Genomic DNA, 17,154 nt, shown 5'->3' on the forward strand with positions numbered 1-17,154 from the left:
CGGCCTCAACCCGGCAGCCTTAAAGGGGACTTAACGCAGGGTCGTGAAGGTGTCGTGTTCATGTGACACCCTCGCGCAACCCCGGTCGGAGGCGGCACACTGACCGCCATGACCGGCATCCTCCCCGGCCCGGCCGGACCCGCCAGCACCACGGCAGGTCCGGCCGAGCCCGCACTCGTCGACCGTGCGAACCTGCTCGCCGACATCCGCTCCACCCTTGCCGCCACCGGCGGCGCCCTGCTCCACGGCCCGGCCGGCATCGGCAAGACCGCACTGCTCGACGCACTCGCCCGGGAATCCCACGCGGCAGGGGAGCCGGTCCTGCGCAGCAGCCCCACCGCGGCCGAGGCGGACCTGCCGCACCTCGCCCTGATCGACCTCCTCGGCGAGACCCTCCCCGCGCTCGCCGAGGAACTCCCCAGTCACCTGCGCCAGGCCCTCGAATGCGCCCTGCTGCACCGAGCCCCCCAACCCGGCACCCCCACCGACCCGTTGGCCGTCCGGGTCGCCGTACTGGAGACCCTGCGCCGACTCGCCGCCCGCGGCCCCGTGCTCGTCCTGCTCGACGACACCCAGTGGCTCGACGAGGCCAGCCGCCAGGTCATCGCCTTCGCCGCCCGCCGCCTCACCGACCGCCGGGTCCGCTTCGCCGTCACCGAACGCACCGAACACGCCGACACCGCCCCCACCATGGGCGCGCTCTGTCCGCCCGCCGCCCGCGACCTCCCCGTCGGGCCGCTCGGCGAACGCGGCACCGGCGCCCTGCTGCGCGAACGCCTCGGCCTGCGCCTCAGCGGTCTCACACTCAGCCGCGTGCACGCCGTCAGCGGCGGAAACCCTTACTACGCCCTGGAGTTGGGGCGCTCACTGGCCGCCGGCGGCAGCGACGCCGCACTCGCCACCGACCCCGCCCGCCCGCTCGACGTCCCGCACCGGCTGCGCGCCCTGGTCTCCGCCCGCCTCACCGAACTCCCCGACTCCGCCCGCGCCGCCCTCACCGTCCTCGCCGCCGCCCGCCCCGGCACCGCCCTGCCCGCCACCGTCACCGAACCCCTCGCCGCCGCCCGCCGCCACCGCATCATCCGCCAAACCCCGTTCGGCACACCCCAGTTCGGACACCCGCTGATCGCCGAAGTGGTCCTCGCCGACGCCACCCCCGCCGCCCTGCGCGACGCCCACCGCCTGCTCGCCGCCCTCACCGCCGACCCCGTCGAGCAGGTCCGCCACCAGGCCCTCGCCGCCGAACACCCCGACCCCCACCTCGCGTCCCGCCTCACCCGCGCCGCCGACACCGCCCTCACCCGCGGCGCCCCCGGCACCGCCGCCGAACTCCTCCGACACGCCGCCCACCACACCCCAGACCCCGACACCGCCGGACGCCGTCTGCTGGCCGCCGCCCGCAACGCCGCCGCCGCCGGCCTCCCCGACCTAGCCCGCGCCTGCGCCGAAACCCTGCTCGGGGCCCCCGCCGCCGACCTGCGCGTCCACGCCCGCCTGCTGCTCACCCGCCTGCTCGGCCCCGACCACCCCGACGCCGAAATCCTGCTCACCGCCGCCGCCGACGACACCGGCGGCCACCCCGCCCTCACCGCCGCCGTCCACCAGGAACGCGCCGTCCGCGCCCTGCACCGCGGCGACCGCACCGAGGGCTTCGCCGAACTCGAAACCGCCGAGAAGTACGCCGACCACGCCGACAACCCCGACCTGCTCGTCGAACTCCTCGCCCTGCGCGCCCCCATCACCCTGCTCACCGACCCCGCCCACGGCCTCGCCCTGCTCGAACGCGGCTGCCGCCTCGCCGCCGGCCGGCCCCCCACCGCCGCCGCCGTCCTGTGCCGCGAAGGCCTCGCCGTCGCCGCCCTGCGCAGCGGCGACACCCCCCGGGCCCTCGCCGAGGTCGAAACCCTCCGCGCCGAGATCGACGCCGCCGGCCGCACCGAGGACCTCGCCAACGTCCTCTACATCGCCGCCTCCGTCTACGAACGCGCCGGCCGCTGCACCGAGGCCTACGACGCCGGCCGCGCCGCCCACGACCTGCGCGAACGCATCGAACCCACCCCCGGCCCCGCCCGCGTCCTCGGCGGCGCCGCCGAACTCAACGGCGGCACCGCCGAACGCGCCGCCCACCTCCTCGACTCCGCGATCCGCGCCGCCGAGGACGACCACGACCACGAATGGCTCGCCTACGCCCACGGCCTGCGCGGCCGCGCCGCACTCCTCCTCGGCCACCTCCCGACCGCGGTCCACCACCTCACCCACTGCCAACTCCTGCTCCGGCGCATGCAGTTCACCGACCCCAGCCTCTTCCTGGTGGACGCCGACCTCGCCGAGGCCCGCGCCCTCTCCGGCCACCCCGCCGACGCCGCCGCCACCCTCGCCGACGCCCGCGACCGCGCCACCCGCCTCGGCCGCGACGTCGTCCTCCTCGGCCTGCACCGCGCCGAAGCCCACCTCACCGCCCTCACCGACCCCCGCCGCGCCGCGGACACGCTGCGCTCGCTGCTCCCCGCCGCCCATCCCTATCCCCTCGAACTCGCCCGCGCCCACCTGGCGTTGGGCACCCTCGAACGCCGCGCCCGCCGCCGCGCCGCCGCCCGCACCGCCTTCCAGGACGCCCACGCCCGCTACACCGCAGCCGGCTGCCTGCCCTGGGTGCGGCACACCGAGAACGCCCTCGCCTCCCTGGACGCACTGGAAGCCGACCCGACCCCCACCCAGCAGCAGATCCTCGGCCTCGTCCGCAGCGGCGCGACGAACCGCGAGATCGCCGCGACACTCCACCTCTCGGTGAAGGCCGTGGAGGCGAACCTCACCCGCCTGTTCCGCCAGTACGGCGTGCGGGGGCGCACGGAGCTGGCCAAGTGGGATGGGTAGCAGGCGAGTTGATCATTCGACGAGGATGCCGCCGAGCCGGACGATGGCCGCGAGGGTGTCCTCGTCGAACCCGCAGTCCCGCGAGAACCGGGTGCCGCGCAGGCGCTCGGTGAGCGGGACGCGGGCCAGTATTTCGCCGGTGCGGAAGTCGAGCAGCCAGAGCTCGCCCATCGCCGTCGCCATGGCCAGACGGTCGCCGGACGGAGCGGCCCCGAGCCCGGCGACGCCGATCGGGACGCCGTGCTGCCACAGCACAGGCTGATCCCCGTGGTCGAGCCGCCACCCCCGCAGACCGCCGTCCGCCGCCAACGCTGCCAGGCCGGAGCGGGTGCGATACAGGAAGCTCCCCGCCAGGTCGGACACGGGAAAAGGCAGCGTCAACCCGTCCGGGGTGAGGCGGACCTCGTCCGACGTGCCGTCCACCACCCCCACCACGCGGCCGTCGGCGGCGATCAGGGCACTGTCGGCGGAGGAACTGAGGAACCAGTCGTCGGAATTCAGCCTCAGCGCCGCCCGGCGGACGGAACGCCAACCACCGGCGGCCGTCTCGTCCGTGACCAGGTACTCCACCGCGGTCGGGCCGGCGGCCAGCAGACCCACCCGTGAGCCGTCGGAGAAATAGTTGCCGTAGCGCTGATCAGCCATCGGCGACGGGATCTGCTCGACCACCGCCGGGCCGTGGGAGCTTCGGACTTCGTGTCGCATGGCATCGAACACCTGCTGACGACCACGCCAGCGAACTGCGAGCCCTGCATTGTGGAGGGGAGGAGTGCTGCCGACCACCTCACCCGTTGCGGATCGGATCAACCGCCCGCCGTCCGGCCCGACGGTCCACCAGATGTCGGCGTCCCAGGCCCTCAGTAGCCGGTCGTGACCGGCCGGCAGCCGCAGCGGCGGATCGGCCAGGTTGCCGCCCGGCCAGTGCAACAGCGAACCGTCCGCCGCCGTGACCACCGTTCCGTCGGGCATCAGAAGAACGTCACGGTGATGCTCGTCGTGCAGCAGCTCGTTGCGGAGCCGCGCTCCCGTCAGATCCGCACCGGCTAGGTCGGCGCGGCTGAGCCTCGCCAGGCGCAGATCGGTGTCCCGCAGGTCCGCGTCTGCCAGTGAGGTCCTGCGCTCCTTGTCCCACGCCCCGAACCCGTACAGGTTTCGGCAGGGCAGCGACGCCCCCGCCAGGCTGAAGCCCGCGTAGACCGCCAGGTTGAGGCAGTTGCCGTCCAGGCGGCCGGTGTCCGAGTGGCCGGTCAGCTTCACCAGTCGGGCGAGGTTCTCGGGCCGGTCGCGGACCATGGCGGCCATGAATTCGAACACCGTCCGGTTGTGGTCCAGCGACCCCAGCGAGCGGGCCAGGGCGTCGATCGACTCCGTGGCGAAGGACTCCAGCGGTGCGAGTGAGCCGTCCGGGCCCCGGGAGGTGAAGTACTCCGACCACGATGCGACGACGCGCATTCCATCGGCCCCGTCCGACCCGGCGGGTTGTACCGCCGCCAGGAAGTCGCCCTCCAGCATGCCGAGTTCGGCCACCAGCCGGAGCGCCACCAGGAACTCCAGCAGCGACTTGTGCGAAGGCCCGTAGTCGCCCTCCGCGTTGCGCACCAGCATGCCCTGGTTGCGCATGTCCTGCTCCCAGAAGTCCAGATCCTTCGCGCTCTGCACGGCCGGGCCGAAGCAGTTGCGCAAGTGGTCGGGAAAGTCACGGTAGTTGAGAGTCAGCCGGTCCGTGGAGAGCATCTCCCAGGCGACCTCGCACAGGAAGTACAGCTTGTCCGCGCGAGAGGTGAAGGTGCGTTCCTCCAGCACGTCGCGGTCCATCTTCCGCTGCACCGCGTACAGGTAGATCCGGGCCAGATCGACCTCCGCGCCGTGCTCGATCTCCGGCAGCGCGTCGATCACCAGCTCCGACATGACGGGCCGCCGCATCAGTTCGAGGACGTCCGGGTGGCCCATGACGGTGCGCACCTTGTCGTCGTCCCCGAGGTCGTTGCGCAGCATCCGCTCGATCTGCTCGTCGTCGAACGGGACCAGCTCGACGATGTCGAAGGTCGGTCCGTTGACGATCGTGCCGTGGCCCGAGGCGCTGATCTTCGCGCCGAACAGGTCCCGCGCCTCCTGGGCGTCGCGGAAATGCTCCTTGCGGCTGCTCAGCAGCACCTTCGCGCCCTGGTCCACCGCAGAGGCCAGCGACCAGAAGTTCGCCACCACCGTGTTGCGGTCCGCCCGCGCCGCCATCTCGTCGAAGCCGTCGAAGATCAGCAGCAACCGGCCCATCCGGTTGAGCACCCGCACCACGTCGGCGCTGCGCAGGTCGATCTTGTGCTTGTCGAAGAAGAACTCGGCGAGCAGTCCCTGCACGGTGGTCTGCTTGACGTAGTCGCGCAGCGGTATCAGCAACGGCAGCCGGGGGCGGGGCACGCCGCGCCGCTTGGCGTCCCGCCAAGCCTGCACCATGGTGTGCGCCAGGTGCAGGGCGAACCAGGACTTTCCCATGCCGAACTCGCCCAGCACGGACAGGTGCTGCTTGGCCGGCTCGTCCAACCAGCGCGCCACGTAGTCGTCCAGGCCGCCGTCCTGCCAACGGTAGTCGCTGGTGGCGAGGCGCTGGCCGGTGCCCGGGTCGATCTCGTCCTTCTCGCAGGACAGCGGGACGTAGCGGGTGTCGATGCCGCGCCGCCGCACCTCCTCCTCGACCCACGCCAGGTACGGCTCGAAGTCGGCCTCCTCGTCGATGAGCTCGTCGAACGAGTAGCAGAACAGCCGCTCCTCACTGGCCTCCGCCAAGGCCCGGGCGGCCGCGCTGACCCGCAGGCGGGCGATACCCCAACCCTCCGCCGCAGCAGCCGAATCGGCCAGCTCGGCAAGGGCGTTGAGGTGGTGCGGACCCAACTCGCCCGCCACGCACAGCATCACCGTGCGGTCGAAGCGTCCCCGGCGGCGCGGAATGTCCACCAGCAGCGCGACCGCGTCCTCGCCGACCGGCCACTGCTGCTGCCGGATCTCGTATCCGACCGCCCGGAACCACTCCTCCGCGTCCTGGGCCAGCCGCTGCGCCGGCGTCAGCTCGGCGCGGCCGGGCTCGATACGCAGCCGGCGGCCCTCCTCCTCGTCGCGTGTCCGGCCGACCGCGCTGACCAGCGCCTTGACGGTCTCCTCCAACCGCGCCTCGTGCGGCGCCCTGGTCCGGTCGACCACCTGCTCGAACGTGGCGGCGAACGCGTCGACGTGCTCCTCGAAGCCGTGCGCCAGGTGCCCGAACTCCCCGGTCTCCCGGTTCCGTTCGACCGCCTCCGCGACCTCCCGGCGCACCCGCGTCAGGTCCCGGGCCTCGAACGACCGGCGGAACGAGTCGATCACGTACTGGTCGCGGAAGACGGCGAGCACCGACTCGGCGCGGTTCGCGCAGTACTCGATCAGCGCGTACGCGTAGATGCCGTCGAAGTCCCTCGGCGGCTTTCGCGGATCCAACCGGACGGCCTTCAGCGCCCGGAGCACCCGCTCCTGCCGCAGTGCCGCATCCGTCAGCGGCTTCGCGACCAACTTCCCGAGTACGCCCGCCGCCGTCGCGATCACCGACATGCCACTGCCCCCTTGCTCCCGCACGTCCCCGCCCGCACCCTACCGGCCCGGCGCGGGGCACGGCCGCTTCGAGGGTACGAGGCCCCGGACTCCCTTTGAGGCAAGCCGAGTTGGAGGGTCGGGGTGGGAAGGCTTCCTGCTTCGGGCGGGTGAACCCGGAGTCGGCGGGTCGTGCTGACTGAACGTCAGGAAAGGCGATCCGCGCAGCCTTCCTGCCGGTCGTGAATCGGCCGTATGTTCGAGAAGGCGGGAAGCCTCGCTGCCCTGATCCCGGCCCCGGCGGGGGCAAGAGCTGACGGATAGTCAGCGAAAGAGCCCTTCCGCCCCCGAGGAGGCACCCCTCAAGGGTGAACCTTCGAGGGGCTCCGGCCCGGCAGGCGCAAGGGCTCCTGATGTGGCGTCAGGACCACACGGACGCACGGTCCCTTTGCGGGCCTCCGGAACCCATGGCGTCCTGGAACAGGCAGGGGCAACCACCGCGCCCCGCCAAGAACCGAACCACTCGGAGGAGAAACATCATGCGTGCCATCAAGCGTGTCCTGGCCCTCGGCGCCCTCACTGCCCCCCTCGTGATCGGCTGCGCCGGACTCGCCGCCGCCGACGAGCCGAGCGCCCACTTCAGCCAGAGCCAGTTCGTGGCGAACGAGGACGGCGCCGGTGAGGCCGGCGTCTCCTCCGTCGTCTCCCCGAACTGCGTCGAGCACATCAAGGGCTGGGTCTGGTCCGGCGACGAGGGCGTCACCGGCTCCTTCTCCGACTCCGGCGCGCACTTCTAAGTCCACAGGCTGACGCTCCGCTCATCCGGTGCCCGGCGGGAACCCCACCCGCCGGGCACCGGCGTGTCGGGCCGTCGACGTTCCGCCAGGACCGTCCGGGCGGCTGCCCCTGTTGCCGGCGGCTGCCACCCTGCCCCACCCATCGAAACCACTCGGAGGAGAAGCATCATGCGTGCCATCAAGCGTGTCCTGGCCATCGGCGCCCTCACCGCGCCCCTCGTGATGGGCTGCGCCGGACTCGCGTCCGCCCAGGAAGGCCTGGACGCGAACTTCGGCCAGGGCCAGTTCGTGGCCGGCGGGGAGGCGAGCGGCGTCGGTGACACGAACTCCGCCGTCGGCGCCGACGGCGCCCAACACGCCGACTTCTGGATCTGGTCCGACAGCACCGGCGTCTCCGGCGCCGGTGACAACTCCGGGGCCGGCTGGCCCGGTCAGTAGCACCAGAAGGCCAGGTGCCCGGCGGGAACCCCACCCGCCGGGCACCGCTGCGCGGCTACGGGCGGTAGTGGCCGTGGCACGATGGGCCTCATGAGCGACGAACCCCGCCCCCTGCTGGTGGACCGCACGCCCTTCCCGGACGGAATCGACGAGCGCCTGCGGGCCCAACTGACCTTCCTGGTCGAGATCGACCGGCTCAAGACGATCCTGCGGCAGTCGCCGCTGGTGGCCGCCGAGCGGCGGGAGAACGACGCCGAGCACTCCTGGCACCTGGCGATGATGGTGACCGTCCTCGCGGAGTACGCGGACGAACCGATCGACACCGGCCACACCGTCCAACTCGTGCTGCTGCACGACCTGGTGGAGATCTACGCCGGTGACACGCCGCTGTACGACACGGAGGCGGGCGTCGACCAGGAGGAGCGGGAGGCGGCGGCCGCGGACGAGCTGTTCGGGCTGCTGCCGAAGGAACAGGCGCTGCGGATGCGGGAGTTGTGGGACGAGTTCGAGGCGCGTCGCACGCCGGAGGCGCGGTTCGCGAAGGCGATGGACCGCTTGCAGCCGCTGCTGCTCAACTGGATGGCTCAGGGCGGTACTTGGCGCACCCCGGGAGTGACGGCGGACGACGTCCGGGCGCGCAAGGCGGTGATCGGTGACGCGTCGGCGGCGCTGTGGGAGGCCGGGCGGCGGCTGATCGACGAGGGCGAGCGCCGCGGCTGGTCCCGCAAGGGCGGCGGCTGGCAGAGCTGAACGGCACCGGCCGTGAGGGTGCCGGGGACGGATCGGCACCCTCACGGCCGGACGCGAAAGGTCAGCCGATCTTCACGTCGTCGACCAGGAAGATCGTCGCGAGCGACGCGTCCTCCTGGCCGGCGAACTGGAGGTTGACGGTCTGGCCGCGGTAGGCGCTGAGGTCGACGGTCTTCTGGACGTAGCCGGCGCTGGCGTTGGCGTTGGAGTACGTCGCGACGGTGGCGCCGTTGACGTTGACCTTCAGGGTGTCGTACGCGGTCGAGCCGGTCTCCTGGGTGGTGACCTTGAGCCAGAAGGTGAGCTTCGGGCTTCCGGAGGAGGGCACCGCGATGTTGTTCTGCGAGAGGGTCTCGGTGGCGGCGGAGCCGTAGCCCATCATCCACGCGTACCACGAACCGCCGTGCGGGGTCTGCTGGTTGGAGTTGGTGATGTCGTTGGCGCTCTGCGTCCAGCCGGTGGCGCCCTGCTCGAAGCCGCCGTTGACCAGCGCGTTGCCCGAACCGGGCGTGCCGGTCGGGGACGGGGTGGGTGTCGGGGTCGGGGTGGAGCCGCCCGGGTCGGGCAGCGCGGTGCCGAGCGAGACGGCCGCCCACGCCTTCGAAACGATGTACCGCTCCTGCGAGTTGGCGCCGTACAGGTCGGCGGCGGCCTGCAGCGTCGCGGTGCGGGCCGCGGCGTAGTCGGTGGTGGAGGTCATGTAGGTGGTGAGGGCGCGGTACCAGATCGCCGCGGCCTTGTCCTTGCCGATGCCGCTGAAGGTGTCGCCGTTGCACGGGGTGCCGTTGTGCGGCAGGCCGCCGATGGTCTTGGCGCCGGTGCCCTCGGCGGTCAGGTAGAAGAAGTGGTTGCCGATGCCGGAGGAGTAGTGCACGTCCACCGAGCCCGCGTTGCTGTTGTAGCAGCCCAGCGAGCTGCCGTCGAGCGTCGGGTCGTCCATCCGGCGCAGGTAGCCGTTGCCCATGTTGAGCTTCTCGCCGATGTAGTAATTCCCGGGATTGACCGGGTCGTTGGCGTAGAACTCGACCATGGTGCCCATGATGTCGCTGGTCGACTCGTTGAGGCCGCCGGACTCGCCGGAGTAGTTCAGGTTGGCGGTGGCGGCGGTGACGCCGTGCGTCATCTCGTGGCCGGAGACGTCCAGTGCGGTCAGCGGCGTGTTGTTGTTCTGCGAGGAGCCGTCGCCGAAGGACATGCAGAAGCAGCTGTCGTCGTAGAACGCGTTCAGCAGCTGGTTGTCGACGTGCACGTACGCCGGGGCGCCGCGGCCGTCGTTGCGGATGCCGCTGCGGTTGAAGGTGTTCTTGTAGTAGTCCCAGGTCTTGGCGAGGCCGAACGAGGCGTCCACGGCGGCGCTTTCGCGGTTCGCGGTGGTGCCGTCGCCCCAGCTGTCGGTGGACTTGCTGAACGGCTGGGCGTTCTGCGCGGGGTTGGACTGCGGGCTGTTGTTGGAGTCGTAGACGACCGTGGAGCCGTGCAGCGCGTCGGTCAGCGTGTAGTTGCCGCTGCCGTCCTGGCTGGTCTCCACGGTGACCTGGCCGACGTTGACGCCGTCGCCGCTGCCGGAGATGCCCTGCTCGACCGGGTAGCTGTCCAGCACCGCACCGGTGTTGGCGTCGAGCAGGACGGCTTCCTGGGAACTCGCGCCGGCCTCGCCCGCACCCGTCACGGTGGTCCGGTAGGCGAGCACCGGGGTCTTGCCGGCCGCCGCCCAGACCACCAGTTGGCTGCTGTCGAGGTTGGTGGTGCGGGCCTGCTTGACGTGCTTGGCGCTGCGCTCGGCGGCCTTCGACGCGTCCTGCGTGGACAGCTTCGGCGTCACTCCGGCGACCGTGAGCGCGCCCTGGTGGGCCCAACTCGTCGACGTGAGCTTGCCGTTCTTCGCGCGGTGCACGACCAGGTCGCCGCCGACCACCGGCAGGCCCTTGTACGTACGGTCGTACCGGACGTGCCGCGCACCGTCGTTCTCGACCAGCACGTCCTTCGGCACCAGGCGCTCGTCCGGGCCCAGGCCCAACGCCTTCGCCGTCCCGGCGGCCTCCTTGCCGGCCTGGTCCAGCGCGGCCTGCCGGCCCGTCGTGCTCATCGCCTGGAACCCGGCACCGGACTGTGCGGTGCTGCTCGCCAGCGCGACGTTCTGCGAACTCGCCACCACGGCGCTGCCCAGGGTGAGGGCCGCCGCAACGGCTGCCGCCAGAGCGGTCTTGCGGTTCATCGCGTTTCCTCCCACCGAGCCGGGTTGACGGGGGGACGGCCGACGACACCGAAGGGGTGTGGTGTCGCGGCGGGAATCGGCTCGGCGGCAGGACGCTAGATCTGCCGGAAGCCCTTGCGACATGTCCGCGTCGAACGGCAAGGGAATCGCAAGGGGAAAGCAAGGGGGAATGCCGCCCCGGCGTAGGGTGGGACCGATCCGACATGCCGTCAGTAAAGCGACGGGAAAAGGAAGTTGTCGGTCGATTCAAGGTACCCCGGGAGACGATCCGAGCACAAGGACTCTTGGCATCGGCAATGCTCACACGTGGGAGGACCGGGGGCCGATGCGGGGGCGGAACAGGCCTGCGGATGGCGTGGGAGGCGGTGGTGAAGGTCCGCTAGGGAATGCGACTGGGCGGGAATTGAGCGACATTCCGTGCGCGTCAGGGGAGTTGAGTTTCGAGCTCGGCGAGGTGGGCGGCGAGGATCTCCTCGAACGCGGCGGTGCGGTCCGCGCCGAGCGGGCGGATGTCGCGGACGAAGTGGGCCAGGGCGGGGAGGTGTTCGGGGTCGGCGCCGAGTACGGGGAGAAGGAACTGCTCCATGGCCTGCTCGTAATCGGTGGCGGTGATGCCGGATTCCGGGTGCGGTGGTCGAGTGGCAGACCCCCGCGCTGCCCGGGCGCGACCTGCCGGTGCGGGTGTACCGGCCGGCCGGGGCGGGGGAGCCGCTACCGCTGCGGCGGCGGGTTCGTCGGGACGGCGGCGCAGTGCGACTGGACCAGCAGCCACCTCGCGGCCCCGACTGGCCGTCCCGCCGGGCGTCGACGCCCTGTCGCCGCTGCACGCGGACGACCTGGGCGGGCTCGCGCCGACGCTCGTGGTGGTGCCGACCCGGGACGTCGTCGCCGACCACGGGCGGCGCTACGCCGAGCGGCGGCGGTGAGACGGGGACGGCCGTGCGGCTCTCCGAGTACCCGGGCGCGAAGCAAGCGTTCCTCTCCCTGCCCGGGCTCGAACCGCAGGCCGGGGCCGCGCAGACGGAGATCCTGGCGTTCCTCCGCGCGGCCGCCGGCGAGCTGGCGCTGCGTCAGACCCGGTCGAGTGGCCGGTGCGGCCCGTCCGGCAGGGTGACGGCGATGGAGTCGCCGGGCCGGACCGGGCCGCCGGCCCGGACGACGCCCATGATGCCCGCCCGGCGGACGATCGCGCCGTTCTCGTCGCGTCCGACGACCTGCTTCAGCAGCCCGTGCTGGAAGGCGTCGATCTGCGTACACGGGTTGCGCAGGCCGGTGACCTCCACGACCGCCTCCGCCCCGAGGTGCAGCAGCGCGCCGACCGGCAGGCCCAGCAGGTCCAGCCCGCGGGTGGTGACGTTCTCGCCCAACTCGCCCGGCGCGACCGCGAATCCGGCCTCGGCGAGCTCGTCGAACAGCTCGGCCTGGATCAGGTGGACCTGACGGAGGTTCGGCACGGTCGGGTCCTGGGCCACCCGGGAGCGGTGCTTGACGGTCACGCCCGCGTGCACGTCCCCCTCGACGCCGAGGCCTTCGAGCAGCCGGATCGCGTCCCGGTTGGGCTTGGTGAACGAGTACTCGCCGTTGCTGCTGACCGCCAAAACAGTGCCGGACATCCGGACCACCTCTCGTCGTAACGATGTTCCGTGCACCCACCCTATGCGTGGCCGGGGGCCGGCGGAAGGGGCGTCCGGCTCGCGGACCGGGGTCAGTCCGGCGGCAGCAGCCGGGTGCCCGGGGGGAGGGAGCCGGCGCGGTCGGCTTCGACGAGGTAGGCGAGCAGGGTGCCGCGGAAGGCGTCGGCGGCGTGGGTGAGGGGGAGGTCGCGGCCGTGCGCAAGGGCGATGGTGCGGCCGAGGCCGGGCGGGGCGAAGGCGGCGGCGTGCAGGCCGGAGCGGGCGGCGACCATGCCGGGGACGACGGCGGGGCCGAGGCCGGCCCGGACGGCGGCGAGGACGGCGTCCATCTCGCCGCCCTCGACGGCGTAGGAGGGCTCGAAGCCGGCGGCCCGGCACGCGGCGAGCGTGGTCTCGCGGACGTCGTAGCCCTCGCGGAACATCACCAGGCCCCGCCCGCGCAGGTCGGTGATCCGGGCCCGGCGGCGGGGGAGCGGCTCGGCGGAGACCAGCACCAGGTCCTCGTGCAGCAGCGGCGTGACGGACAGCGCGGCGGGCGCGGCCGACGGCGCGGCGATGATCAGGGCGAGGTCGAGTTCGCCGGCCTCCAGGTCGCGGACCAGGTCGCGCGAGCCTCCCTCGGTCAGGCGCAGGTCCACCCCGGGGTGCAGCGCCCGGTAGGCGCGCAGCACCTCCGGCACCAGGCTGGCGCAGAGCGAGGGCGGCGCCCCGAACCGGACCCGGCCCCGGCGCAGCTGCACCGTCTCGGCGACGGCCCGCCGGGCGCTCTCCGCGTCGGCCAGGATGCGCCGGGCCAGCGGCAGCAGCGCCTGCCCGGCGTCGGTCAGCGAGGTGCCGGAGCGCGAGCGGTGGAACAGCTCCGCGCCCAACTCCCGCTCCAGCGAGCGGATTTGTTGCGAGAGTGACGGTTGTGACACGTGGGTCAACTCGGCGGCCCGGGTGAAGTGCCGGGCGTCGGCGACCGCGACGAAGTAGGCGAGCTGCTGCAACTGCACACCGGCCATCATAGGCATCACCTATCGTCGGAAGCGCTTTCATGTCTTGGACACGCCCTGCACGACCGTCCTACCGTCATGCCCATGGCTTCTGCTACCCGGACAAACCGGGTGAACCGGAATCCCGCCCCCGGTCGGACCCCCGAGACCCCCGGTCCCGGGCGGCGCCCGTCCAAGGCGGCGGCACTGTGGCGCAGCTCCGTCGGCAAGAAGGCGGTGATGGCCGTCAGCGGGCTGGTGATGCTCGCCTACCTGGTGGCCCACATGCTCGGCAACCTCAAGGTGTTCTTCGGCCCGGACGACCTCAACGGCTACGCGCACTGGCTGCGCACCATCGGCGAGCCGGTGCTGCACCACGGCTGGTTCCTGTGGCTGGCCCGGCCCGTCCTGCTGGCGGCCGTGGTCGCGCACGGCGTCGCCGCCTACCAGCTGAGCCGCCGCGACCTGAAGGCCCGCCCGCAGCAGTACGCGCACCGCCGCCGGCAGAGCACGTACGCGACCCGGACGATGCGCTGGGGCGGGGTGATCCTCGGCCTGTTCATCGTCTGGCACATCCTCGACCTGACCACCCTGACGGTGAACCCGCTCGCCGAGGAGGGGCACCCGTACCAGAACATCGTGGCCTCGTTCTCCACCTGGTACGGCGGCGGGATCTACTGCCTGGCGATGCTCGCACTCGGGCTGCACGTCCGGCACGGGTTCTGGAGTGCCGCGCAGACGCTCGGCGTCAACAACCCGCGCCGCGACCGGGCGTTGAAGCTCGCCGCGAACGGGCTGGCGCTGCTGCTGACGGCCGGCTTCCTGTCGGTGCCGGTCGCCGTGATGGCGGGACTGGTCCGATGAACCACGACGACGCGAACGCCGGAGAGGCCCCGATGAGCTACCTCGACTACACCGTCGGCGCGCCGGTCGCCGACACCCGGGCCCCGGCCGGACCGATCGAACAGCGGTGGGACCAGCGGCGGTTCGAGGCCAAGCTGGTCAACCCGGCCAACCGCCGCAAGCACACCGTGATCGTGGTCGGCACCGGCCTGGCCGGCGGCGCGGCCGGCGCGACGCTCGCCGAACAGGGCTACCACGTCGTGCAGTTCTGCTTCCAGGACTCCCCGCGCCGGGCCCACTCGATCGCCGCCCAGGGCGGCATCAACGCCGCCAAGAACTACCGCAACGACGGCGACTCGATCCGCCGACTGTTCTACGACACCGTCAAGGGCGGCGACTTCCGCGCCCGCGAGTCCAACGTGCACCGGCTGGCGCAGGTCTCGGTGGAGATCATCGACCAGTGCGTGGCGCAGGGTGTCCCGTTCGCCCGCGAGTACGGCGGCCTGCTCGACACCCGCTCCTTCGGCGGCGTCCAGGTCTCCCGCACCTTCTACGCCCGCGGCCAGACCGGCCAGCAGCTGCTGCTCGGCGCCTACCAGGCGCTGTCCCGCCAAATCGCCGCCGGGAACGTCGAGTTGCATGCCCGCACCGAGATGCTCGACCTGATCGTGATCGACGGCCGGGCTCGCGGCATCGTCGCCCGAAACCTGGTCACCGGCGAGATCCGCACCCACCTGGCGGACGCCGTGGTGCTCGCCACCGGCGGCTACGGCAACGTCTTCTACCTCTCCACGAACGCCAAGAACTCGAATGCGACGGCCATTTGGCGCGCGCACCGGCGCGGCGCGTACTTCGCCAACCCGTGCTTCACGCAGATCCACCCGACCTGCATCCCGCGCTCCGGCGACCACCAGTCCAAGCTGACCCTGATGAGCGAGTCGCTGCGCAACGACGGCCGGATCTGGGTGCCGAAGGCCAAGGGCGACACCCGGCCGCCCGGGCAGATCCCCGAGGACGAGCGGGACTACTACCTGGAGCGGATCTACCCGGCGTTCGGCAACCTGGTGCCCCGCGACATCGCCTCCCGCGCCGCCAAGGTGGTCTGCGACGAGGGCCGCGGCGTCGGCCCCGGCGGCCAGGGCGTGTACCTGGACTTCGCGGACGCCATCGCCCGCCTCGGCCGGGACGCCGTCGAGGCCAAGTACGGCAACCTGTTCGAGATGTACGAGCGGATCACCGCCGAGGACCCGTACCGGGTGCCGATGCGGATCTACCCGGCGATCCACTACACGATGGGCGGGCTTTGGGTCGACTACGACCTGCAGACCACCATTCCGGGCCTGTTCGCGATCGGCGAGGCCAACTTCTCCGACCACGGCGCGAACCGGCTCGGCGCCAGCGCCCTGATGCAGGGCCTCGCCGACGGCTACTTCGTGCTGCCGCCCACCCTCAACGACTACCTGGGCCGCACCCCGTTGCCGCCCGTCCCCGACGACCACCCCCAACTCGCCGAGGTGGAGGCCGAGGTGACCGACCGCCTGCACCTGATCCTCGCGGTGGACGGCGACCGCACCCCCGACTCCTTCCACCGCGAACTCGGCGAACTCCTGTGGGACAACTGCGGAATGGCCCGTGACGAGGCCGGCCTGCGGCGCGCGCTGGCCCGGATTCCCGCACTGCGCGAGGAGTTCTGGCGACGGATCAAGGTCCCCGGCACCGGCGCCGAGTTCAACCAGGCGCTGGAGAAGGCGAATCGACTCGTCGACTACTTCGAACTCGCCGAGCTGATGTGCCTGGACGCGCTGCACCGCGGCGAGTCCTGCGGCGGTCACTTCCGCACCGAGTCCGCCACGCCCGACGGCGAAGCCGCCCGCCGGGACGAGGAGTTCAGCTACGCCGCCGCCTGGGAGTACACCGGCGACGCACCCGTCCTGCACAAGGAAGAGCTCGTCTTCGAGCACGTCCACCCCACCCAGCGGAGCTACGCGTGAACCTCACCCTGCGCATCTGGCGCCAGCAAGGCCCGGACACCCCGGGCGAGATGACCGTCTACCAGGTGTCCGGCATCAGCGAGGACATGTCCTTCCTGGAGATGCTGGACACCCTCAACGAGGAACTCATCCTGCGCGGCGAGCGGCCCGTCGCCTTCGACCACGACTGCCGCGAAGGCATCTGCGGCGCCTGCGGCATGGTCATCAACGGCCAGGCCCACGGCCCCGAACGCACCACCACCTGCCAGCTGCACATGCGGCACTTCAACGACGGCGACACCATCGACGTCGAACCCTGGCGGGCCGGCGCGTTCCCCGTGGTGCGGGACCTGGTGGTGGACCGCTCCGCGCTGGACCGGATCATCGGCTCCGGCGGCTACATCACCGCGCCCACCGGCTCCGCGCCCGAGGCGCACGCCACCGCCGTCCCCAAGGAGGCCGCAGACCTCGCCTTCGAGCACGCCGAGTGCATCGGCTGCGGGGCCTGCGTCGCCGCCTGCCCCAACGGCTCGGCGATGCTGTTCACCGCCGCCAAGGTCGTCCACCTCAACGTCCTCCCGCAGGGCGCGCCCGAACGCGCCTCGCGGGTACGGAACATGGTGGGCGCGATGGACGCCGAAGGGTTCGGCGGCTGCACCAACACCGGCGAGTGCGCCACCGCCTGCCCCAAGGGCATCCCGCTGACCGGGATCGCCCGACTCAACCGCGAATTCCTGCGGAGCTGACCGGCTCGCCGTACAGCCGTCCCTGGTAGACCTCCGGAGCACCCCGTCCTCCTGCTCGTGCAGTCGGTACACCAGGCTGCCCGGGAGGGAGCGCGAGGGCTCCACCAACTCGGCCAGCAGGACTGCCCCCCTGCGTGCGCGACCGACTCACCGCCCAGCTCGCCGAACTGAACGCCAGGATCGGCGAGTTGAGCACCGCGCGGGACGCCCTCGCGGACCTCACCGCCCGGGTGTCGCAGGCTGCCTGACGGTCCGTCAACTCGGCTGCTCGGAAAGGAAGTCGATCACCGGGCGGGTGAAATCCCGCGGGGCTTCCTCGTGCACCAGGTGGTCCACTGGGACGGTGTGCGGGCGCGAA

The 17,154-nt window shown here is 72.0% G+C and carries 11 protein-coding genes and 2 pseudogenes; 8 read left to right on the forward strand and 5 right to left on the reverse strand.

The window, feature by feature from the left end; translation table 11 throughout:
* Positions 1-108: 108 nt before the first annotated feature.
* Entirely contained in the window at positions 109-2,874 is a 2,766-nt protein-coding gene (locus AMK19_RS38230; RefSeq protein WP_073815686.1) for a helix-turn-helix transcriptional regulator, read from the forward strand.
* A 12-nt stretch (positions 2,875-2,886) separates the two neighbouring features.
* Here AMK19_RS38230 and AMK19_RS25640 read toward each other — a convergent pair whose 3' ends face one another.
* On the reverse strand, positions 2,887-6,450 hold the full coding sequence (locus AMK19_RS25640) for an NACHT domain-containing protein (RefSeq protein ID WP_073815688.1): 3,564 nt from the start codon (positions 6,448-6,450) through the stop codon (positions 2,887-2,889).
* A 518-nt stretch (positions 6,451-6,968) separates the two neighbouring features.
* On the opposite strand from AMK19_RS25640, the gene AMK19_RS25645 reads away from it, so the two are divergent.
* The 3 genes from AMK19_RS25645 (at position 6,969) to AMK19_RS25655 (ending at position 8,414) form a co-directional block, all read left to right on the forward strand.
* Positions 6,969-7,226 carry a hypothetical protein gene (locus AMK19_RS25645; protein ID WP_073815690.1) on the forward strand — a complete coding sequence of 86 codons (258 nt, stop codon included), beginning with the start codon at positions 6,969-6,971 and terminating at the stop codon, positions 7,224-7,226.
* 168 nt (positions 7,227-7,394) lie between these two features.
* A complete protein-coding gene (locus AMK19_RS25650) occupies positions 7,395-7,664 on the forward strand; it encodes a hypothetical protein (RefSeq protein ID WP_073815692.1) in 270 nt (89 codons plus the stop codon).
* A gap of 90 nt (positions 7,665-7,754) precedes the next feature.
* Positions 7,755-8,414, forward strand: coding sequence for an HD domain-containing protein (locus tag AMK19_RS25655; RefSeq protein ID WP_073815694.1), 660 nt, complete (start codon positions 7,755-7,757; stop codon positions 8,412-8,414).
* Between the two features lie 61 nt (positions 8,415-8,475).
* On the opposite strand, the gene AMK19_RS25660 is transcribed toward AMK19_RS25655, so the two are convergent.
* A complete protein-coding gene (locus AMK19_RS25660; protein ID WP_073815696.1) occupies positions 8,476-10,629 on the reverse strand; it encodes a M4 family metallopeptidase in 2,154 nt (717 codons plus the stop codon).
* Positions 10,630-11,053: 424 nt separating this feature from the next.
* Positions 11,054-11,248, reverse strand: a pseudogene (locus AMK19_RS25665) (TetR/AcrR family transcriptional regulator); the annotation flags it as partial.
* Positions 11,249-11,253: 5 nt separating this feature from the next.
* Between AMK19_RS25665 and AMK19_RS34570 the strand changes: the two are divergent.
* A pseudogene (locus tag AMK19_RS34570) lies at positions 11,254-11,679 on the forward strand (alpha/beta hydrolase); the annotation flags it as partial.
* A gap of 20 nt (positions 11,680-11,699) precedes the next feature.
* On the opposite strand, the gene AMK19_RS25675 reads toward AMK19_RS34570, so the two are convergent.
* On the reverse strand, positions 11,700-12,242 hold the full coding sequence (locus AMK19_RS25675) for an MOSC domain-containing protein (RefSeq protein WP_073815698.1): 543 nt from the start codon (positions 12,240-12,242) through the stop codon (positions 11,700-11,702).
* A gap of 92 nt (positions 12,243-12,334) precedes the next feature.
* Positions 12,335-13,258, reverse strand: a complete 924-nt coding sequence (locus tag AMK19_RS25680) for a LysR family transcriptional regulator (protein ID WP_073815816.1) — start codon at positions 13,256-13,258, stop codon at positions 12,335-12,337.
* 84 nt (positions 13,259-13,342) lie between these two features.
* Between AMK19_RS25680 and AMK19_RS25685 the strand changes: the two genes are divergently transcribed.
* The 3 genes from AMK19_RS25685 to AMK19_RS25695 are packed head-to-tail and all read left to right on the forward strand — an operon-like array spanning position 13,343 to position 16,796.
* Positions 13,343-14,101, forward strand: coding sequence for a succinate dehydrogenase cytochrome b subunit (locus AMK19_RS25685; protein WP_083647348.1), 759 nt, complete (start codon positions 13,343-13,345; stop codon positions 14,099-14,101).
* A 32-nt stretch (positions 14,102-14,133) separates the two neighbouring features.
* Complete coding sequence (locus AMK19_RS25690) at positions 14,134-16,071, forward strand: fumarate reductase/succinate dehydrogenase flavoprotein subunit (RefSeq protein WP_073815817.1); 1,938 nt, start codon at positions 14,134-14,136, stop codon at positions 16,069-16,071.
* Positions 16,068-16,796 carry a succinate dehydrogenase/fumarate reductase iron-sulfur subunit gene (locus AMK19_RS25695; RefSeq protein WP_073815701.1) on the forward strand — a complete coding sequence of 243 codons (729 nt, stop codon included), beginning with the start codon at positions 16,068-16,070 and terminating at the stop codon, positions 16,794-16,796. The genes AMK19_RS25690 and AMK19_RS25695 overlap by 4 nt, the downstream gene beginning before the upstream one ends.
* Positions 16,797-17,154: the final 358 nt, after the last annotated feature.

It is taken from the genome of Kitasatospora sp. CB01950, assembly GCF_001905465.1.
GTDB lineage: Bacteria > Actinomycetota > Actinomycetes > Streptomycetales > Streptomycetaceae > Kitasatospora.

Coding starts and splice junctions, on each gene's coding strand:
- AMK19_RS25675 (WP_073815698.1), bottom strand. CDS start 12,242: ATGTCCGGCACTGTTTTGGCGGTCAGCAGCAACGGCGAGTACTCGTTC.
- AMK19_RS38230 (WP_073815686.1), top strand. CDS start 109: ATGACCGGCATCCTCCCCGGCCCGGCCGGACCCGCCAGCACCACGGCA.
- AMK19_RS25645 (WP_073815690.1), top strand. CDS start 6,969: ATGCGTGCCATCAAGCGTGTCCTGGCCCTCGGCGCCCTCACTGCCCCC.
- AMK19_RS25650 (WP_073815692.1), top strand. CDS start 7,395: ATGCGTGCCATCAAGCGTGTCCTGGCCATCGGCGCCCTCACCGCGCCC.
- AMK19_RS25690 (WP_073815817.1), top strand. CDS start 14,134: ATGAGCTACCTCGACTACACCGTCGGCGCGCCGGTCGCCGACACCCGG.
- AMK19_RS25660 (WP_073815696.1), bottom strand. CDS start 10,629: ATGAACCGCAAGACCGCTCTGGCGGCAGCCGTTGCGGCGGCCCTCACC.
- AMK19_RS25685 (WP_083647348.1), top strand. CDS start 13,343: ATGGCTTCTGCTACCCGGACAAACCGGGTGAACCGGAATCCCGCCCCC.
- AMK19_RS25640 (WP_073815688.1), bottom strand. CDS start 6,450: ATGTCGGTGATCGCGACGGCGGCGGGCGTACTCGGGAAGTTGGTCGCG.
- AMK19_RS25655 (WP_073815694.1), top strand. CDS start 7,755: ATGAGCGACGAACCCCGCCCCCTGCTGGTGGACCGCACGCCCTTCCCG.